Origin of the sequence: Paenibacillus riograndensis SBR5 (assembly GCF_000981585.1) — a bacterium.
In the GTDB taxonomy this organism is placed as follows: domain Bacteria; phylum Bacillota; class Bacilli; order Paenibacillales; family Paenibacillaceae; genus Paenibacillus_AQ; species Paenibacillus_AQ riograndensis.
Genome location: NZ_LN831776.1, coordinates 6,533,842 through 6,551,754, shown reverse-complemented (window position 1 = coordinate 6,551,754; position 17,913 = coordinate 6,533,842). Strand labels below are relative to the sequence as shown.

General features: G+C 53.4%; 17 protein-coding genes. 12 read left to right on the top strand and 5 right to left on the bottom strand.

Annotation, left to right across the window (positions count from 1 at the left end; translation table 11 throughout):
* Nucleotides 1-13: 13 nt before the first annotated feature.
* Nucleotides 14-865 (bottom strand): aldo/keto reductase, encoded by an 852-nt coding sequence (locus tag PRIO_RS27720; RefSeq protein ID WP_020430378.1) that lies wholly within the window; start codon nt 863-865, stop codon nt 14-16.
* A 169-nt stretch (nt 866-1,034) separates the two neighbouring features.
* On the opposite strand from PRIO_RS27720, the gene PRIO_RS27715 reads away from it, so the two are divergent.
* Complete coding sequence (locus PRIO_RS27715; RefSeq protein WP_020430380.1) at nt 1,035-1,484, top strand: MerR family transcriptional regulator; 450 nt, start codon at nt 1,035-1,037, stop codon at nt 1,482-1,484.
* Between the two features lie 116 nt (nt 1,485-1,600).
* On the opposite strand, the gene PRIO_RS27710 is transcribed toward PRIO_RS27715, so the two are convergent.
* On the bottom strand, nt 1,601-3,295 hold the full coding sequence (locus PRIO_RS27710; RefSeq protein WP_020430382.1) for a CPBP family intramembrane glutamic endopeptidase: 1,695 nt from the start codon (nt 3,293-3,295) through the stop codon (nt 1,601-1,603).
* A 322-nt stretch (nt 3,296-3,617) separates the two neighbouring features.
* Here PRIO_RS27710 and PRIO_RS27705 point away from each other — a divergent pair, with 322 nt between their 5' ends.
* Both PRIO_RS27705 and PRIO_RS27700 read left to right on the top strand, forming a co-directional pair.
* Nucleotides 3,618-4,979 (top strand): TrkH family potassium uptake protein, encoded by a 1,362-nt coding sequence (locus PRIO_RS27705; protein ID WP_020430385.1) that lies wholly within the window; start codon nt 3,618-3,620, stop codon nt 4,977-4,979.
* A 15-nt stretch (nt 4,980-4,994) separates the two neighbouring features.
* The gene (locus PRIO_RS27700; RefSeq protein ID WP_020430387.1) at nt 4,995-5,663 is read left to right on the top strand and encodes a potassium channel family protein; all 669 of its coding nucleotides are present in this window, start codon (nt 4,995-4,997) and stop codon (nt 5,661-5,663) included.
* Between the two features lie 128 nt (nt 5,664-5,791).
* Here PRIO_RS27700 and PRIO_RS27695 read toward each other — a convergent pair whose 3' ends face one another.
* Nucleotides 5,792-6,691, bottom strand: a complete 900-nt coding sequence (locus tag PRIO_RS27695; protein WP_020430390.1) for a LysR family transcriptional regulator — start codon at nt 6,689-6,691, stop codon at nt 5,792-5,794.
* Nucleotides 6,692-7,098: 407 nt separating this feature from the next.
* Here PRIO_RS27695 and PRIO_RS27690 point away from each other — a divergent pair, with 407 nt between their 5' ends.
* The 8 genes from PRIO_RS27690 to PRIO_RS27655 all read left to right on the top strand — a co-directional run bounded on the left by PRIO_RS27690 (nt 7,099) and on the right by PRIO_RS27655 (nt 15,093).
* Nucleotides 7,099-7,764, top strand: coding sequence for a succinate dehydrogenase cytochrome b558 subunit (locus PRIO_RS27690; RefSeq protein ID WP_020430392.1), 666 nt, complete (start codon nt 7,099-7,101; stop codon nt 7,762-7,764).
* Nucleotides 7,765-7,851: 87 nt separating this feature from the next.
* The gene (gene sdhA, locus PRIO_RS27685) at nt 7,852-9,594 is read left to right on the top strand and encodes a succinate dehydrogenase flavoprotein subunit (RefSeq protein WP_020430394.1); all 1,743 of its coding nucleotides are present in this window, start codon (nt 7,852-7,854) and stop codon (nt 9,592-9,594) included.
* A gap of 303 nt (nt 9,595-9,897) precedes the next feature.
* Nucleotides 9,898-10,662, top strand: a complete 765-nt coding sequence (gene sdhB, locus PRIO_RS27680) for a succinate dehydrogenase iron-sulfur subunit (RefSeq protein ID WP_020430396.1) — start codon at nt 9,898-9,900, stop codon at nt 10,660-10,662.
* A gap of 285 nt (nt 10,663-10,947) precedes the next feature.
* Nucleotides 10,948-11,736, top strand: coding sequence for a DUF3891 family protein (locus PRIO_RS27675; RefSeq protein WP_046505638.1), 789 nt, complete (start codon nt 10,948-10,950; stop codon nt 11,734-11,736).
* Nucleotides 11,737-11,773: 37 nt separating this feature from the next.
* Nucleotides 11,774-12,490, top strand: coding sequence for an ion channel (locus tag PRIO_RS27670; RefSeq protein WP_020430400.1), 717 nt, complete (start codon nt 11,774-11,776; stop codon nt 12,488-12,490).
* A gap of 79 nt (nt 12,491-12,569) precedes the next feature.
* Nucleotides 12,570-13,505, top strand: a complete 936-nt coding sequence (locus tag PRIO_RS27665) for a metallophosphoesterase (protein WP_020430401.1) — start codon at nt 12,570-12,572, stop codon at nt 13,503-13,505.
* Nucleotides 13,506-13,575: 70 nt separating this feature from the next.
* Entirely contained in the window at nt 13,576-14,118 is a 543-nt protein-coding gene (locus tag PRIO_RS34145) for a GNAT family N-acetyltransferase (RefSeq protein ID WP_169316501.1), read from the top strand.
* 228 nt (nt 14,119-14,346) lie between these two features.
* Nucleotides 14,347-15,093 (top strand): NADPH-dependent oxidoreductase, encoded by a 747-nt coding sequence (locus tag PRIO_RS27655; RefSeq protein ID WP_020430405.1) that lies wholly within the window; start codon nt 14,347-14,349, stop codon nt 15,091-15,093.
* Nucleotides 15,094-15,201: 108 nt separating this feature from the next.
* Here the strand turns inward: PRIO_RS27655 and PRIO_RS27650 are convergent, their stop codons facing one another.
* Nucleotides 15,202-16,014, bottom strand: coding sequence for a histidinol-phosphatase (locus tag PRIO_RS27650; protein WP_020430407.1), 813 nt, complete (start codon nt 16,012-16,014; stop codon nt 15,202-15,204).
* A 19-nt stretch (nt 16,015-16,033) separates the two neighbouring features.
* Entirely contained in the window at nt 16,034-16,936 is a 903-nt protein-coding gene (locus tag PRIO_RS27645) for a LysR family transcriptional regulator (RefSeq protein ID WP_020430409.1), read from the bottom strand.
* Between the two features lie 493 nt (nt 16,937-17,429).
* Between PRIO_RS27645 and PRIO_RS27640 the strand changes: the two genes are divergently transcribed.
* Nucleotides 17,430-17,885 carry a chemotaxis protein CheX gene (locus tag PRIO_RS27640; protein ID WP_020430411.1) on the top strand — a complete coding sequence of 152 codons (456 nt, stop codon included), beginning with the start codon at nt 17,430-17,432 and terminating at the stop codon, nt 17,883-17,885.
* The last annotated feature ends 28 nt before the right edge of the window (nt 17,886-17,913 follow it).

The following is a 17,913-nucleotide window of genomic DNA, read 5'->3' as shown; positions in this document are numbered from 1 at the left end:
GTTCGATCAAGGTTTACAGATCGACTCTCAAGGTGCCCAGCATCTTGGCGAATTTCGGATCATGGTAGGATAAGAAAAGACTTTCCCGCGTATCGAGGGCGGAGATTTGTTCGATATCGTCCGCGCTCAACTCAAAATCGAAAATGTTGAAGTTTTCGACGATCCGCTCTTTTCTCACTGATTTTGGAATTACAACGACCTCACGCTGAACAAGCCAGCGCAATATGACCTGGGCGATGGACTTGTTGTATTTTTCTGCGATCGAGGCCAGCACTTCGTTGCCGAACATGTTATTACGTCCTTCAGCGAACGGGGCCCAAGACTGGTGTTGAACTCCCTGCTCTTTCATAAAAGCAGCGCTCTCCGTCTGCTGGTAGAACGGGTGCGTTTCGATCTGGTTGACGGCAGGCACGATTTCGTTATGCACGATGAGGTCCATCAGACGGTCGGGCAGGAAGTTGCTGACACCGATCGCCTTGATCTTGCCTTCGCGGTACAGGTCTTCCATCGCACGCCAAGCGCCGTAGTAATCGCCGAACGGCTGGTGAATAAGGTATAGATCGAGATAGTCGAGCTGCAGTTTCTTCAAGGATTTAGCAAACGCCAGCTTGGCACTCTCGTAGCCGGCATCCTGAACCCAAAGCTTGGTTGTGATGAACAGCTCCTCACGCGGCACGCCGCTGCGCTTGATCGCACGTCCTACCGCTTCCTCGTTGAGGTAACCGGCAGCGGTATCGATCAGGCGGTAACCAGCCATCAACGCTTCATACACGGCGTTCTCGCATTCTTCAGCATCCGGAACCTGGTAGACACCAAAGCCGATGATCGGCATTTTTACACCATTGTTCAATGTTACGGTTTGCATTATAATTCCTCCCTGTGTTCAAATGTATAACAGCAATCGGTGCGCAGCCCGGGAACCGGGCACTGAAGCGGTTATTCCGCTTCCATCCGATTTGCATTACAATGAGCTTATCTCCTTCGTGTAACACGAAGTCAAGCGGTCTTATAATTTTTTTCAAGGAGGATCAAACATGCATACGGTTAAAGAAGCTGCCCTGATAACGGGACTTACCGAGCACGCTGTACGCTTTTACACCGATAAAGGGCTGGTGCCAAGCGTACAGCGGAATGAGAATAATATCCGGCTGTTCGACGAAGAATCAATCAACTGGCTGCATGGTGTCAAATGCCTCAAGCAATCCGGAATGCCGATTGAAGTCATCAAAAAATACGTTGATCTCTGTCTCGAAGGGGATTCGACCATTCCGCAACGCAGCGCACTCATGATGGAACATAAAGAAGCGGCGCTCGTTAAACTCGAAGAAGCCAAACGGCACGTTGCCCATTTGGAACAAAAAACTGCCCTGTATCAGGCCATTCTGGAGCACCGCTCTCCAGACACGGCTAATCCCGTCAATTGGGACAAAATTCAGCATATGCATGCAGACGTATTTTACTCGCCCTCTGTTTTGAAGGCGTGAGAGATATTCGTGAGCATATCAATGGCTCTGAAAAAAATCACCCAGCACGGCGCTGCACACGCAAACGGCTGAGCTGCCCATGAAAAGGCGCTCAGCCGTTTGCAGTCAGTCTTCAGTTAGGTTATGGGGCTGACAGGCTCTGCCGGCTCCATCTTGCGCGGGGGATTGAACCGGTACACGATATAGCCTACGATGAACGGCAGGACGATGGTGACAATGCCTGCGCCGACATTCACGGATTCCTTCATGAAGATCAGTGTGGCGCCCATCAGGATGCTGTCAAACACCACGTGGCTGAACATGGCGGCGATAAAGCCGTAGCGCAGGAAAATATAGCTGAACAGCAAGCCGATCACCGTCAGCTCAATCGGACGCGAGCTGATGGGATAGATCGGGTACAGCGTATGTCCAAAAGCCCAGATCAGGGTGGTGATCAGCGAAGCCAGGAAGGTGCTGCGGACGATCTTCTTGACCATCCGGATGCCGAACAGGCGGTATACGGCCTCCTCGGACAACCCGGCAAGCCAGGCGACGATGGGCAGCAGCCAGGCATATCTCATATTGTACGGTGACTGGCTGGCATCCGTGGTGGACCAGTTATGCAGGGTGTAGGACAGGATAATGAACATAAGCGTCTGTACGCCGAGCAGAATAAAAGCCCAGACATACCCGGCGCGCATGCTGTCCAGCACATAACGCCCGTAACCCGGCTCCTTGGCGCGCGGCCAGGGGTTCAGTCCCTCTTCCTTGCGCCACAGGCCGTTGCCGCCAACAAGGGAGAAGTAGAGCATCAGCGACATCAGCAGACTGTAAAAAATATAGAATATGAGCATGACGAGGCTTGTGATGCGGCTCTCCAGGCTGTCCCCGCTGGCTTCCGGCAGCATGTTGTAGGTGCTGACCATCATAATTACAAAATGGGCGGAGCTGAGGAAGATGCCCCGCTTGAACGAGGTATGCCCTCTGCGCAGAATGCTGTAGATCAGAGCCAGAATGCCCAGCGCCAGCGTAGGCACGCCATAGCCGACCCCGGTCAGCCACCTGGCGAGGGCGGTCTGATCCTCGACATAACTGGTATGCCAGGCAGGGGCGGTGAAGCCTGCCCGGAAATACGAGACCTGTTCCTGCTGGAATTTGAATTTGTACTGCAGCTGCGACTCTCCAATCTTGACAGAGCTGTCTGTATAGACCAGACCGTCAGGATCTGTGCCCGACTGGATCTGCAGCTTGGCGGGATTCACTTCCCATAATTGAAGCCACGGGCGGGCAAGCTCCTTTTTCTGTTCAAGCGAAAGCTCCGGTTCACCGGCCGTGCTTACAGTACCAGGCAGGGCAGAGCTGCCGTGATTCCCTGTTTCAGCGCTGGAGCTTGTGTCTTCCCCGCGGCTGAATCCCACAACCTTACCGGTGTACATATTAAGATCAACCGATAGAATCGGGTTCACTTCACCGGAAGCGTAGAGTACGGCATGAAAGACATCGAACGGATAGCGCTGATCCAGCTTCGCTTTGGAATATTGATCCAGAAGCTTCTCCCGGGACATATAGCCGTAGAAGGAAGAATCGGTCCTGTAGCTTACAGCCCATTCCTCCCCTGTGGAATCCGGATGGCCAAGCTGCTGGGCTGCGAATGCGGCGGCTTGCTCACGGGCCTCATTTTTGCTGATAGGTGTGGTGTCAGAATCACCCGGGCCCCCTAAGAGCTGGGGAGCGATCTGGAACATAATGAACACAATAAGACCGATGATACCCGCAAGAATGAGCCTGGTCGAAAGGGGCCGCTGCTGTAGGGGCTGGCCGACGGAATTCATGTAACGCCTCCTTGTTATGTAATAAGCCTGTTCTTTCCATTATAATATTAGCGGCAGGCCGGTTACAAAAAAATGCCGTATTATCCTTTTACGTGGAAATGGCCGGGCTTATGCTTATTTTGTCCTTCCGGCTTCATTCTTTTGTACCAGGAGGGGCTGGGAATATTTTGGCCTGCAAGAATACAGCATACCTCAAAAGGCTGATCAGTTAAAGTTCAATCCATAACGGAAACCAGCCGTAATAAAATGAACCTTTGTGAAGTTAGGGAATAACGTTTATAATTTGTATGTTTCTTACGCAACCAGCGGGAGGATGAGAAGGTTGGCTTCACCGTTACCCAAGATTAACAATTTTAGATTTCTGAAGCTGTCCCCGCCGCAGATTCTGGTGCTGGGCTTTGCAGCCGTTATTCTGATCGGGACCTTGCTTCTGATGCTTCCCGTGTCGAGCACGTCGGGAGAATCACTCAACTTTATCGATGCGTTGTTTACTGCAACTTCTGCAACTTGCGTTACCGGGCTGGTGGTGGTGGATACAGGGACGTATTTTACCGTGTTCGGACAAACTGTGATTATGGTGCTTATTCAAGTCGGCGGCCTGGGTTTTATGACGATGGCCACCCTGTTTGCACTTGTACTGAAACGCAGGATCTCCCTGCGTGACCGGCTGATTCTCCAGGAAGCCATGAATCAGAGCTCAATGGAAGGCATTGTGCGGCTGATCCGCAAGGTGCTGATTTATTCACTTGTCATTGAGGCAGGGGCGGCTGTTATACTTTCGATGCGCTGGGCATTTGATATGCCGTTTGGGCGTGCGGTCTATTTTGGTATTTTTCATGCGGTGTCGATGTTCAATAATGCCGGGTTCGATATCTTCGGGGACTATCGCAGCCTGACTGGATATGTCAGCGACCCTATTGTGAACATTGTGGTCATGTTTCTGATAGTTTCCGGGGGCATTGGCTTTATCGTGATGTCGGATCTCGTAGACTACCGCCGCCGTACCCGCAGATTGTCACTGCATAGCAAGGTGGTTCTGTCAATGACAGCGGCGCTGATTGTGATCGGAACGGTTGTTATCTTTGTTTTTGAATTCACCAACACCCGCACGCTGGGTCCGCTCAACTTCGGCGGCAAAATCTGGGCCGCGTTCTTTCAGTCCGTTACTCCGCGTACAGCCGGGGCGAATACAGTGGATATTGCCGGACTCCGCCAGGCCTCGCAATTTTTTATAGTGATTCTGATGTTCATCGGCGCTTCGCCCGGCTCAACTGGCGGCGGTATCAAGACTACGACCTTCACTCTGATGATCGGTGCGGTTATCTCGATGCTCCGCGGACGCGAGGATATCGTCTTGTTCCGTTACCGTCTTGCACAGGAACGTGTATTCAAGGCGTTGACAGTTACCCTGCTGGCACTGCTGCTGATTGTGGCCGTGTCCATGGCGCTGTCCACCACGGAGGATCGGGCCTTTCTGATGATTTTGTTCGAGACGACCTCGGCTTTTGCTACGGTGGGCCTCAGTATGGGACTTACGCCGGAGCTGAGCCAGGCCGGCAAAATCCTGATCTGCCTTACTATGTTCGCCGGACGGCTTGGGCTGCTCACCCTGGCGTATGCAATTGGCCCGAAACAGGGTAAGCAATTATATAAATATCCGGAAGGCAAAATGATAATTGGATAAGGGGTTATTGATATTATGAAAGCACAGCAGTTTGTCATCATCGGACTCGGCCGCTTTGGCTCAAGTCTTGCCCTTGAGCTGATGGCCATGGGCTATGAAGTGCTTGGCATTGACCATGTGGAGGAACGGGTGGAGGAAATGAGCGGCCAGCTGACGCATACGGTCATGGCGGATGCCACGGATGAGGGGATCATGCGCTCCCTGGGTGTGCGCAATTTTGATTGCGGCATAGTTGCAATCGGAGACAATATGGAGCGCAGCATCCTGGCGGCGATTCTTTTAAAAGAGCTGGGCGTGAAGCAGGTGGTGGCCAAAGCGATTTCGATCCTTCACGGCCGGGCGCTTTCCAAGCTGGGTGTGGACCGTGTGATTTTTCCTGAACGGGATATGGGGGTCCGTGTAGCTCATCAGTTGACCACGCCGAACCTGCTGGATTATATCGAGCTTTCCAAAGATTACAAGGTGGTCGAGCTGACTGTGCCTGCCTGTATGGACGGCAAAAGCCTCTCTGAGCTCAACACACGGGCCAAATATGGCTGCAGCATCATTGCCCTGAACCGCGAAGACGGCGTAATTGTTGCCCCCACTGCGCATGATCATGTGCATCAGGGCGATATTATGGTGGTCATCGGTTCCAATGAGAGCATTGTGGAATTCGAGGACGAAGCGGTGAATGTGGAGTAGCTGGCTTCCTGCTGGCTAGGTGATACAATATTAACGCAAATAAACACCCGGGCGCATCCGGGTGTTTATTTGTTGTTTAGGAAATTACAATGCTGGGAAAACTGGAGGATTCGGATGTCCAGCGACCGCTATTCCCGTCCCGGCAGGAACACTTCCTCAGTGACCTGCACCAGGCAGCGTGCGGCTGTACTCAGGCCGCCGCTGCTAGGGTAGATCAGGCAGGTCGTCCGCTGGGTCTGCTCCAGCTCCTTAATATGCAGCGAGACCAGGCCGCCGCCATTCAGCAGCTCGGGGCGAAGGTAAGACTTCGGCAGCAGCGCCGCAGCCTTGATCGTCGGCAGCAGCCGGACGATGGCCTCGAAGGAGTCGATCTCCATCCTCACGTCGGGATCGACTCCGCTGCGCTGGAACAGCTCGTCGGTCATGCGGCGGTACCAGGTGCCCTTGGAAAAGAGGATCATCGGCAGCCGGGAGAGGTCGCTCATCGTCAGCTTCGCAGACAGGGTCAGCGGGTGATGCTCGGAAACCACCAGCCGCAGCTGATCCTCGAACAGCGGGATGCAGCGCAGACCCGGCTCCTGGGTGGCCGATGCGATGATCCCGAGATCGGCCCTGCCCTCGCTGACCGCGGAGACAATCTCATGCGTCTTGCCGGTAATCAGCTTCAGCTCGGCCGCCGGGTATTTCTCCATATAGGCATTTACAAGCGGCGGCAGTGTGGTCTGGAGCGTGGTAAGGCTGGCGCCGAGCGTTACCAGCTGGGGTTCCCCTTCCTTGAACTTCGACAACGCTTCCAGGAACTTGGAGCGCTGCTGCCGCTGCTCCAGTGCATAGGTATAAGTAAGGCGGCCCACCTCCGTCAGCTCCAGCCGCTTGCCGAAGCGGTTGAACAGCGCAACGCCGAGCCGCTCCTCCAGCTTGGAGATCTTGCGGGAGAGGGCAGGCTGGGACAAATTGAGCTGGCGCGAAGCCCGGTTCAGGCTGGAATGCTCCACGACAGCGGCAAAAATATCCAAATCATCAAACATAAGCCATCCTCCTTGAAGTGTTACCATATTCGATAAAGTGATAAATAGCATAGCCGTTATAATGGGATAGCCTTTCCCAGTAAGGATAAATAGAGCTTTTACTCTTATTTTCGCCTACTAAATGAGAATTATTATCACATTAAAAATATTCTTATGCGTTTATTGTATAACGTTTAATAATTAGATTGCAATTCCCTTATAAGTGAAAAAGGAGTAACATGAAAAGTGACACAAGATATTCACATATTGTGAATGTTGCAGCAAAGTCCGGGAAAATAATGAATTACGGTGAAAATAGACATTTTGCGGGCTTCCCTAAGCCCCTTACCCCCTGTTTCAACTGTACTCCCGGCAGTGTATGCTCATTAATGAAAACGCTGTTTTATATCGGAAAGGGGACACTTTGCATGAGAGGATTTTATTCCAGAAAGATTCATTCCTTGCTTGGCGTGATCCCGCTCGGGTTCTTTTTCCTGGAGCACATGCTGACGAATTTCTCGGCAGTAGAGGGAGGCGCTTCCGGTTTTACGGACAGTGTGCTGTGGCTGAACAGCCTGCCGCTCGTCTTCTTCCTGGAATTGTTCGGCATATGGCTTCCGCTACTCTATCACGGAGTCTACGGGTTGTACATCGCCTATCAGTCCAAACCAAACCTGAACCGCTTCAACCTTGAACGGAACTGGCGGTATACGCTGCAGCGGATTAGCGGAGTGATCACCTTCATCTTCATCGTCTGGCATTTGTACGATACCCGCGTTCAGGTGGCGCTCGGCAATGTGAAGCACGAAGAGCTCGGCGGCGTTATGCATAACATTGTAACCCAGCCGCTGCTGCTGATGGTGTATATCATTGGGGTCCTGGCCGCCTGCTTCCACTTTGCAAACGGTCTCTGGTCGTTCCTGATCAGCTGGGGAATTACGGTGGGGCCTCGTTCCCAAAGAGTATCCTCCGTCATCTGTCTGGGCCTGTTCGTAATTGTCAGCTTCATGTTTCTGTTCTCGCTGGTTACTTTCCGTGACAGTGAATTCCAGGCTGCGGCTTCGGCTGTACAGTCGCTTCGCAGTCTGATTTAAGCTTAGAAAGCGCGTCCAACTTCGGACGACGTTATGATGCAATATACAAGCAGCAGTTTCTGCAAAACAATTTAGGAGGGAACAATCATGGCATCAGCCGATATCATTATCGTGGGCGGGGGGCTGGCCGGCCTGATGGCTACCATCAAGGCGGCAGAATCCGGCGCGCATGTGCATCTATTCTCCCTTGTTCCTGTCAAAAGATCGCATTCGGTCTGCGCGCAAGGCGGCATCAACGGAGCGGTGAACACCAAAGGCGAGGGAGACTCGCCCTGGGAGCATTTCGACGATACTGTGTACGGCGGCGATTTCCTTGCCAACCAGCCTCCGGTGAAGGCGATGTGCGAGGCCGCACCGGGCATCATCCATCTGATGGACCGGATGGGCGTCATGTTCAACCGCACGCCGGAGGGGCTGCTTGACTTCCGCCGGTTCGGCGGCACGAAGCGCCACCGGACAGCTTTTGCAGGTGCGACGACCGGCCAGCAGCTGCTGTATGCGCTGGATGAGCAGGTACGCCGCTGGGAAGCCGAAGGCATGGTCACCAAAAGCGAGAACTGGGAATTCCTCTCGGTGATCCTGGACGATGAGCGTGTATGCCGCGGCATCAGTGCCCAGAATCTCAAGACGATGGAGATTCAGACGTTCCCGGCGGATGCGGTGATTCTGGCGAGCGGCGGGCCCGGCATTATTTTTGGCAAAACAACGAACTCGGTCATCAACACCGGAACCGCTGCCAGCGCTGTATATCAGCAGGGTGTATATTACGCCAACGGCGAATTCATTCAGATCCACCCCACAGCCATTCCCGGCGATGACAAGCTGCGGCTGATGTCGGAATCGGCGCGCGGTGAAGGCGGACGCATCTGGACCTACAAGGACGGCAAGCCGTGGTACTTCCTGGAGGAGAAATATCCTTCTTACGGGAATCTGGTGCCGCGCGATATTGCAACCCGGGAGATTTTTAATGTATGTGTCGACCAGGGGCTGGGCATTAACGGCGAGAACATGGTATACCTGGATCTCTCCCACAAGGACCCGAAAGAGCTGGACGTCAAGCTAGGCGGCATTATCGAAATCTATGAGAAATTCATGGGCGATGATCCCCGCAAAATTCCGATGAAAATCTTCCCGGCTGTGCATTACTCCATGGGCGGCATGTGGGTCGACTACAACCAAATGACCAATATTCCCGGGCTGTTCGCGGCAGGGGAATGCGAATACCAATATCACGGCGCGAACCGGCTGGGCGCGAACTCGCTTGTATCGGCGATCTACGGCGGCATGGTCTCTGGGCCGAAGGCTGTTGAATATATTAAGGGGCTGAAGAAATCGGTACAGGACATTTCCTCTACCGTCTTTGACAGCTTCCATAAGACACAAACCGATAAATACGAGTCTTTGCTGGCGATGTCAGGCACAGAGAATGCCTATGTCATCCATAAAGAGCTGGGCGAATGGATGACCGCCAACATGACGGTGGTGCGCGAGAATACCAAGCTTACCGCCACCATCGGCAAAATTAAAGAGTTGAAGGAACGCTACCGCCGGATCAACATGAACGATACGTCGCGCTGGAACAACCAGGGTGTGGCCTTCACCCGCCAGCTGTGGAACATGCTGGAGTTGTCCGAGGCCATGACCCTGGGCGCGCTGCTGCGCAACGAGAGCCGCGGCGCGCACTACAAGCCGGAATTCCCCGCCCGCAATGACGAGGAGTTCCTGAAGACCACCAAGGCCGCATGGACGGCGGACGGCCCGCAAATCTCTTACGAAGAAGTGGATGTGTCGCTGATTCCTCCACGGGTGCGGGATTACTCGAAGGATTGATCGTTGAACGGTGAGGCAGCGTTCGATAAGCATAACTATGGGTGAACATCGATCAGTAAGCGGGAGGCCAATGTTAATTGTATTTCATGCAATTAAACGGACTTCCAAGCGCTCTTAAAGAGAGTTAGCTGTATTTTGTACAATTATTTTTGGAGAATTGTTCGTTTAGAGAGTGTTGCCCGAAATGTAACTGCATAAATTGCAACTATATGTTGAAATGAGCAAAAATCAGCTGTCTTAGCTGTACAAAGTACAATTAAATGTTCGGTCAGTGTACCATAAAACTTTTAGGAGGTAACAGATATGGCGGAAACTGCTGCAGCTCCCAAAAACGTAAAATTTGTGATTACCCGCCAGGACGAACCGGACACGGCCCCTTATACGGAAGAGTTCGAGCTTGCATACCGTCCGGGGATGAACGTGATCAGCGCTTTGATGGAGATTCAGCGCAACCCGGTTAATGCCAAGGGCGACAGTACGGTTCCGGTCTGCTGGGAATCCAACTGTCTGGAGGAAGTGTGCGGGGCCTGCTCAATGGTCATCAACGGCAAGCCTCGCCAGGCCTGCGCCGCCCTGATCGATAATCTGGAGCAGCCGGTGCGCATCGAGCCGATGAGAACCTTCCCGGTGGTGCGTGACCTGGTGATTGACCGCAGCCGGATGTTTGGTGCGCTCAAACGGGTCAAGGCGTGGATTCCGATCGACGGCACCTACGACCTCGGTCCTGGTCCGCGCATGGCGGAGAAGAAGCGTCAATGGGCGTATGAGCTGTCCAAGTGCATGACCTGCGGCGTCTGCCTGGAAGCCTGCCCTAACGTCAATGAAAAAACTAATTTCATCGGCCCGGCGGCCATTTCACAGGTCCGTCTGTTCAACGCCCATCCTACAGGCGAGATGAATGCCGATGAGCGCCTGGATGCGCTGATGGAAGACGGGGGCATTGACGGCTGCGGCAACTCGCAGAACTGCGTGCGCGCCTGCCCGAAAGGCATTCCGCTCACCACGTCCATTGCCGAGATCAACAAACAGACCACCAAGCATATGTTCAAGCGCTGGCTGGGTGTGTAACAACATCAATAAAAAAGAAAGCCCTGCCGGCAGCGGCAGGGCTTTTGTGTCTGTCTGGGCCAGGGTGGTTTCCCTCTACTTCCCTGTACGCAGACTGTTTCTTTCCAACGGAAAAACGGGTACATTTTAAAACAGTCCATTCAGGTTAAACAGTCCATTCAGGAGGGAATAGCTTTACATACAATGAGGGCAAGGCGTCAAGATTCCAACAAATATGGGTACATATGTTATAATCTTCATAGCCGATGCATATCCAGGCTGTGGATATACCAGGGGGGATTAATTGTGATTTGTCGTGAACAGGACGGATATTTAATAATGATGAGGCAGCATGAGCACGGGCTATTGGCGGGTAAATTTGCCGAACGGTTCAAGGAGCAGCATGTTCCGGCAGAAGGGCGCCGGGCGGAGGTGCTGCGGGCGGTCAGTCAGCATGACCGGGGCTGGATCGATCTCGATGAGACTCCGTTCTGGAATGACGCGGAGGGGGCGCCGTACACTTTTATAGACTTTCCGCTTGTGCCAAAGCTGACCTTTTACAGACGCGGACTGGATGAGATTGAGGCGGATACGCCGTATGGCGCACTGCTGTGCAGTTCGCATTATGAGCGGCTGATTGAGATATCCGGCGAGGATTGTCCGGAGCTGACCGCCTACCTGAAGCATGAGGAGGACCGCCGGGCCCGTATCCACCGTCATCTGGAGAACAGCAACCCGCTCGCAGAGGGCGAATTGTATTATGATGCGAGATTGCTGCAGTTCTGCGACGACCTCTCGCTGTACCTGGGCTTAAGTGAGCCGGGAAGCCCCAAGTCGGAAGAGCATCCCTGGTTCCGTGACGGTTTCTCGGGCAGTGAGGATTTCAGCTTCACCTCCGGCCGTCAGATTATGGCGGAATGGCAGGATGAGTCCACGCTGCTGCTTGATCCTTTTCCATTCACCGGGAACGTCGAGGTGACCTTCAAGCTGCGCCGGGTTCCCAGGAAAGATGCAGAGAGCAAAGGCATCGCCCGCGCCTACAGCAGCACACCGGAAGAAGAATGCCGCATTACTGTAGCGGGCCGGTCCGAATAGACTGTATTTAGCAACCGGGGAACAGGAGAGTATGCCCATGACTTGGTGGATGTGGACCCTCAATATAGCTGTAATTGTGCTGCTCTCGTTGTGGCTGTACCGGATGAAGCTGAGCTGGATGGGAAAAGGAGTGCTTCTCGCCCCCATTCTGATCTATGCCCTGATCTCGGTGGAAGATCTGCTGAACTGGATTGATCTCGGTGCCATCCTGCCGGGAGACAGGGGACTGCGCGGACTCATTCTTATTTTTGCCCTGGCTTCGATGCTGTTCTACGTACTGTTTATCTTTCATGAAATCAAGGAATCGAACAGCAAAGAGGTCAGGCTGCAGCAGACGCTGGTGCGTATCAGTATTGCGGCATTCTCCTGCATTATTTTTTTCACTGTCGTATATACATCGATATATAAGCTGTTTGGACAGTCCTCCTTTGATGGAAAAGGGCTCGGCGAAGATCTGCTCAGCCAGCTGATAACCTTCCTCTATTTCAGTGTAGCCACCTTTACAACGGTCGGGTACGGGGATGTAGCCCCGGTGGACAGTACCTCGCGTCTTGTGGTTATTATGCAGATCAGCTTCAGCTTCATTACCGTCGCCTATGCACTTTCTATGCTGGGTTTGTTCCGTAAGATTCTGGGACCGGGCTCAGAAGAGGAGGTTGAAGCCGAAATTGATGTTAATATCGAAACAGAGGTTGATGAGAAGATAGAGGAAGCGAAGGACGAGGTGCAGTCAGAAGAGTGTGAGAGAGTGTGAGGAACGCTCCGATTCATCCAAGCCCGCCCAATAGTCTTCATTCCCCGATAACAATCCTGCAAGAAAGGAGAACCTCCCTATGAATAAAAAATCGTCCGGGGTTTCTCCCGATCTCCCGGCAGCTGCCGCAGAAGGCAGCTACCGGTACAGCACTCCGCCCCCGCAGACCGGAAGCGGCCGCAAAATCACCCGCCGCCAGTTCCTGACCCGGGGGGCAGCTGCATTATTCGGCGCAGGGCTGCTCACCAGCGGCTACGCCTGGAAGGGAGAGCCGAACTGGCTGGACATTACCCGGCTGGAGCTGTCCTTCAAGGAGCTCCCATCCGCCTTTGCAGGCACCCGGCTGGTACACTTCAGCGATGTGCATCTGGGCTTCAACAAGGATGTCCATGATTTGAAGCGCCTGGCCGGGCATATCAAGGAGGCACAGCCGGACATCATCTGCTTCACCGGAGATATAGTGGACAGCTATGCCGAGGATCTGACGGAGTCCGTACCGGTTCTGGCCGGGCTGAGCGCACCGCTTGGCAAATATGCGATCCTGGGCAACCATGATTACAAGAATACGGAGCTGCTCACCCGTCTGCTGAATGAAGCCGGATTTCGCGTGCTGCGGAACCAGTCCTATCTGGTGAAGCAGGGAGGAGCTTCCATCGCAGTAACGGGACTCGACGACATGCTGCACGGCAAGCCTGACCCCCAGGCGGCGCTGAAGGATGTTCCTGAGGGCATGTTCACGCTGCTGATGATGCATGAGCCGGATTATGCCGATACGGTAGAAGCGTATCCCTTCCATCTGCAGCTGTCCGGTCACAGTCATGGCGGGCAGATCCGCCTGCCCTTTGTGGGCGCGGCATACACTCCATATGGATCGAATAAATACATAAGCGGGTTGTATTATACGGACAAAAAGAGGATGCCGGTGTATGTCAACAGGGGGTTCGGCGAAACCTATATGCCATTCCGGTTGATGTGCAGGCCTGAACTGACCATTTTTACCCTGCGCCGGGCATAAGAACGATGGCCCCGTTATGGCTGGCAGCCGGGGAGATTCCATTATATCTGCCAAAGAGAAGGAGAAGCGTATGAGCACTTACGATACGGTATTATCCCTGGCACGGCAAGGCCAAAAAGTTGAGCTCAGAACGATGCCGGCCACCGAGTCCGGGGTGCTCAAGACGCTGCTTGCCCATCCGCTGGTGCAGCCGCATATTCTGCTCCGTCAGGGTGCAAGCTCACCGCATGCTTATCTGGATAAGCTGGCAGCCCGGATGCTTCATGCTGTCGACCCCTGCGCACTTCATGCCGGAATTTATGCGCTGGAACAGCAGGAGCTGATCGGAACAGTCTCTCTGCAGAACTGGAACCGTTATGAGAACAAGGCTGTGCTGGGATATCTGCTGAATCCGCTATGGTGGGGCCGGGGACTGGCAACGGAGGCTGTCGGGCTGCTGCTGGATTACAGCTTTCAGGAGCTGGGGCTTCTCAGGGCTGAGGGACGCTGCCGGGGTGACAATCTCAGGTCTGAGCGCGTCATGATCAAAAACGGGCTCACCCTGGAGCGGGTCCTCCCCATGCCGGGCAGCCCGTCCGATGTAATGAAAGTATTCACATTGTTACACAATTGAAATAATGCCGTTATGAAACTCTAACAGTGTCCGGTTAAACTAAGTACATGACCCCCTTTTAAAAATATAAATGCTGTTGGGACCCGATGCTTCGGGTCCATTTTTTTTGCAGATCCCTTTTTGCACCAGCCTATGCTTATAATGCTGTCTCGCCGGGGACTGGCGGCCCCGCAGGCAGTAGGATATGATAGTTGTATTACAAGACAGCGGTCAGGAGGTTATTATTCTTTGAATGAAGTGATCCGTACATTAATGAATCACCGCTCCTTCCGGCAATACCGCCAGGAACCCGTGGAGCCGGAGAAGCTGAAGACTATTATTAAAGCGGCCCAGGCAGCCCCGTCCTGGGTGAATGGACAGCAGGTATCGGTCATCGCCGTACGCAGCGAGGAACGCCGGCAGCGGCTTTCGGTGTTGAGCGGAAACCAGAAGCATGTGGCGCAAGCGCCGGTATTTCTGGTATTCTGCATGGATTTTTACCGGGCCAAGGTGGCAGGTGAACTGGAGGGGCAGCCTTTTGAGGCCGCCAAGGATGTCGATGCGCTGCTCGTCGGCGCTACAGATGTGGGGATTGCTTTATCCAATGCCATTGCGGCAGCGGAGTCGCTGGGGCTGGGCATCATCCCGATTGGCGGAGTGCGCCGCCACACGGCGGAGGTCATCGAGCTTCTGCAGCTGCCGGAGTATGTATTCCCGGTTGTGGGGCTATGCGTCGGATACCCTGCTGAGGAATTGCCGAAGAAGCCAAGACTCCCTCTTGAAGCTGTCCTGCATGAGGAACAGTACAATCCGGAGGTGAAGAGCCTGATTGAAGCCTACAATCTGGCGCACCGGGCCTCTCTGAAGGAGCAGGGGCTGACGGAGCGGGACTGGAGCAGCACAATCGCCCATTTTTATACACTCAATCCGCAGTATGGAGACGCTCAGCATACGCTGAAGCGGCAGGGCTTTACCTGCGATAATCTGAAAGACTGAACCTAAATAAATGCACCCCAACGAATCATGGTGACGGAACCAATCGTCCGTAACCGAGAAGGCAGGGGTGCATTTTTCTGCTTGCGATTGTAGATCGCCTAAGTTGATTTATTGAATAGGTACGGAGATTTGCTGGGTCTGCTTGAAGTAGACCCAGCGGGTAAATCCGATCTCCTTCAGGCGTGCCGCTACAGCCTCCCGCTGGTCAGCGACCCGGGAAGGGACATGGGCATCGGAGCCGAAGGTGACCTCCACACCATAATGCAGCGCCCGCTCCAGGATGTCATCCGAAGGATACCAGCCTCCGCAGAGCTTGGTGCCTCCGGAGGTGTTGATTTCGATTGCAATGCCGCATTCTCCGATAACGCGCAGACACTCGTCGATTTCGGCCGTAGCCGGGATATCCGAGAACTGCGGATAATTGCCCTTCATGGCATCAATGTGGCCGAGAATCTGGAACATGCCGCTGCGGGCGGAAGCGGTAATCAGCCGGTAATACTCAGCTTTGCTGGCGATCTTCCCTTGAAGATCAAGGTTTTTCCAGCGGCTTTTATTGAAGATGCTCACACCGCCCACATTATGCACCGAGCCGATGATGTAATCAAACGGATAGGCCGATAATGTCCGGCGGTACAGCTCTGCATATTCGGGGAAGTAGTCTGACTCGATCCCCAGCAGCACATCGATGGTGCCTGCGTATTCTTTTTGCAGGGCCAGCACTTCCTCCACATAGCGGGCGAGCTCGGATTTGGCCATGGCAATACGGGGAAAAGCCTGCTCGGACTCACTTCCGAAGTATGGCGTATGGTCGGAAATACCGATGACTGTAAGACCGGCGGCAATGCCGGCCTCAATATAGTCCCTGATCGTTCCGTCAGCATGGCCGCAGCGGAAATGATGGGTATGCAGGTCGAATTTCATGGGTTGATCATCTCCTTATTTATTCTGAGCCGATGAAGTGGGTTTCCGGCATGCCCTTGAGATCGCTTAGAAACTGCCGCATGGCAGAGTTGACGTATTTGCCTGATTTCGTAATGACGCCTACAGGATGGGTGACCTCAAGCTCGATAATCGGGACGATCTTAAGGGTGCCGCTGCGCACCTCGGCGGTCACCGACTGTTTGGAAATCACCGCCGCACCGAGATCCAGCTCCACCATCCGCTTGACTTCCTCGCTGCTGGTCAGTTCCATGATTACCTGCGGCTGGATGCCGTGCTTTGCGAATACCTCATCAGCGAATCTCCGGCCGACGGTGTCTGGCGAGAGCAGGATCAGCGGGGTATTGCGCAGCGCTTCAATTCCGGCCGATTTGACCTGTGCGAGGGGATGGCGGGGGGAGACCACTAATTCGAAGGTGTCGTAATAGAGCACTGAGGTAGTCATTCCCGGACTGCGTCCGATTAAGTAGCCGATGCCGACATCGACCAGGCCGTTCTCCACATGCTGATATATCTGGGACGAAGACATGGAAGAAATCGAAGTTTTGATATGCGGGAACTGGTCCTGAAAATAAGAAAGAATCCGTGGCAGAATCTGAATGGCGATTGAGGTGGTTGTCCCGAGAATAATATGCCCCTGCGGATTTTCATCCAGGTCCGCAAGGCGCTGCTTAAGCTCTTCGACAAGACCTACAATCTGTTCAGCGTGCGTGAGGAATACCTGTCCCCTGTCTGTCAGTGTAACCGGCTGGTTGCGGTCAACAAGCTGTGTTTTGAACTCCTCCTCAAGGCTTTTGATCTGGGCCGAAACCGCCGGCTGGGTCAGGTTGAGCAGTTCGCCCGCTTTGCGGAAGCTCATGGTTTTGGAGATGGTAATCAGCGTTTCAAGCTGACTGATATTCATGGACTTACCCCCTTTTGGCCTGCTGATGGATGCCGCCGATTTGTGTGTAGGATTATTTAATAAAAACATGCTTGTCACAGGACTCCGTAGTCCGCCTCCGACCAGGGAATTACATTGTGCCCTCGGTGACTGCCGAGTGTTCGGGATAAGCCGTGAAGTAACGCTCCACGATGTGGGGCCAGAAAACTAATCAGGATATTCGGGTGGTTCGGGGTTCCTGCAAAGTCAGTGAATAACACCGCGCCGGGGCCGTTTTTGGCCAGGATGACGCAACAGGGTCTACATCTATCTTACGCCGGATGTTGGCATTTGATTAAATTATAGGAGATAACCTCCGGCAGGGCAATGTTACCCCAGTAACTATCTTCAGAATTCCTTCGGAAAGACCATTAATTTTTGGTGAATAATACCGATATATGAAGTATAATAAATCATTATTGCCTGGGACTTTTGGTACAAGACTAAAGCCTGGTAGAGGGGGGACAGCACTTTCATGAAAGCAGAAGTAATTAATCCGTTTTTAGAATCTGCAAGAATTGTAATTGAACAGGTGATACAGGTCTCGCCATCCACCGGTAATTTGGGGATTAAGGATATCGAACTGATTGATAGTCATATATGGATACAAGTGGGGATGACTGGTCAACTGAGCGGGGATATTATCTTCGGAATTGCTGAACAGGTAGCGCTTAAGATCGTATCCGCCATGATGGGCGGCTATGTGATTACGGAGATGGACGAGATGGGCCAGAGCGCCATTTCGGAGCTGGGCAACATGATCAGCGGCAACGCCAGCACCATTTTGTCCAATCAGGGGGTATCGGTGGATATTACTCCGCCCAAGCTGGTGAAGACAGAGGGGATGGCGGTGCTGCCGCGCAAAGCGCTGAGCATTCCGCTTTTAATGGAAGGTATCGGAGAGCTCGATATTCAGGTAATGATCTCTTAGGCGGACATCGGGAGCTGAGAATGAATTC

Excerpts from the sequence above, each read along its gene's own strand:
- PRIO_RS27720 (WP_020430378.1), bottom strand. The coding sequence starts at position 865 with ATGCAAACCGTAACATTGAACAATGGTGTAAAAATGCCGATCATCGGC.
- PRIO_RS27715 (WP_020430380.1), top strand. The coding sequence starts at position 1,035 with ATGCATACGGTTAAAGAAGCTGCCCTGATAACGGGACTTACCGAGCAC.
- PRIO_RS27710 (WP_020430382.1), bottom strand. The coding sequence starts at position 3,295 with ATGAATTCCGTCGGCCAGCCCCTACAGCAGCGGCCCCTTTCGACCAGG.
- PRIO_RS27700 (WP_020430387.1), top strand. The coding sequence starts at position 4,995 with ATGAAAGCACAGCAGTTTGTCATCATCGGACTCGGCCGCTTTGGCTCA.
- PRIO_RS27695 (WP_020430390.1), bottom strand. The coding sequence starts at position 6,691 with ATGTTTGATGATTTGGATATTTTTGCCGCTGTCGTGGAGCATTCCAGC.
- PRIO_RS27690 (WP_020430392.1), top strand. The coding sequence starts at position 7,099 with ATGAGAGGATTTTATTCCAGAAAGATTCATTCCTTGCTTGGCGTGATC.
- sdhA (WP_020430394.1), top strand. The coding sequence starts at position 7,852 with ATGGCATCAGCCGATATCATTATCGTGGGCGGGGGGCTGGCCGGCCTG.
- sdhB (WP_020430396.1), top strand. The coding sequence starts at position 9,898 with ATGGCGGAAACTGCTGCAGCTCCCAAAAACGTAAAATTTGTGATTACC.
- PRIO_RS27670 (WP_020430400.1), top strand. The coding sequence starts at position 11,774 with ATGACTTGGTGGATGTGGACCCTCAATATAGCTGTAATTGTGCTGCTC.
- PRIO_RS27665 (WP_020430401.1), top strand. The coding sequence starts at position 12,570 with ATGAATAAAAAATCGTCCGGGGTTTCTCCCGATCTCCCGGCAGCTGCC.
- PRIO_RS34145 (WP_169316501.1), top strand. The coding sequence starts at position 13,576 with ATGAGCACTTACGATACGGTATTATCCCTGGCACGGCAAGGCCAAAAA.
- PRIO_RS27650 (WP_020430407.1), bottom strand. The coding sequence starts at position 16,014 with ATGAAATTCGACCTGCATACCCATCATTTCCGCTGCGGCCATGCTGAC.
- PRIO_RS27645 (WP_020430409.1), bottom strand. The coding sequence starts at position 16,936 with ATGAATATCAGTCAGCTTGAAACGCTGATTACCATCTCCAAAACCATG.
- PRIO_RS27640 (WP_020430411.1), top strand. The coding sequence starts at position 17,430 with ATGAAAGCAGAAGTAATTAATCCGTTTTTAGAATCTGCAAGAATTGTA.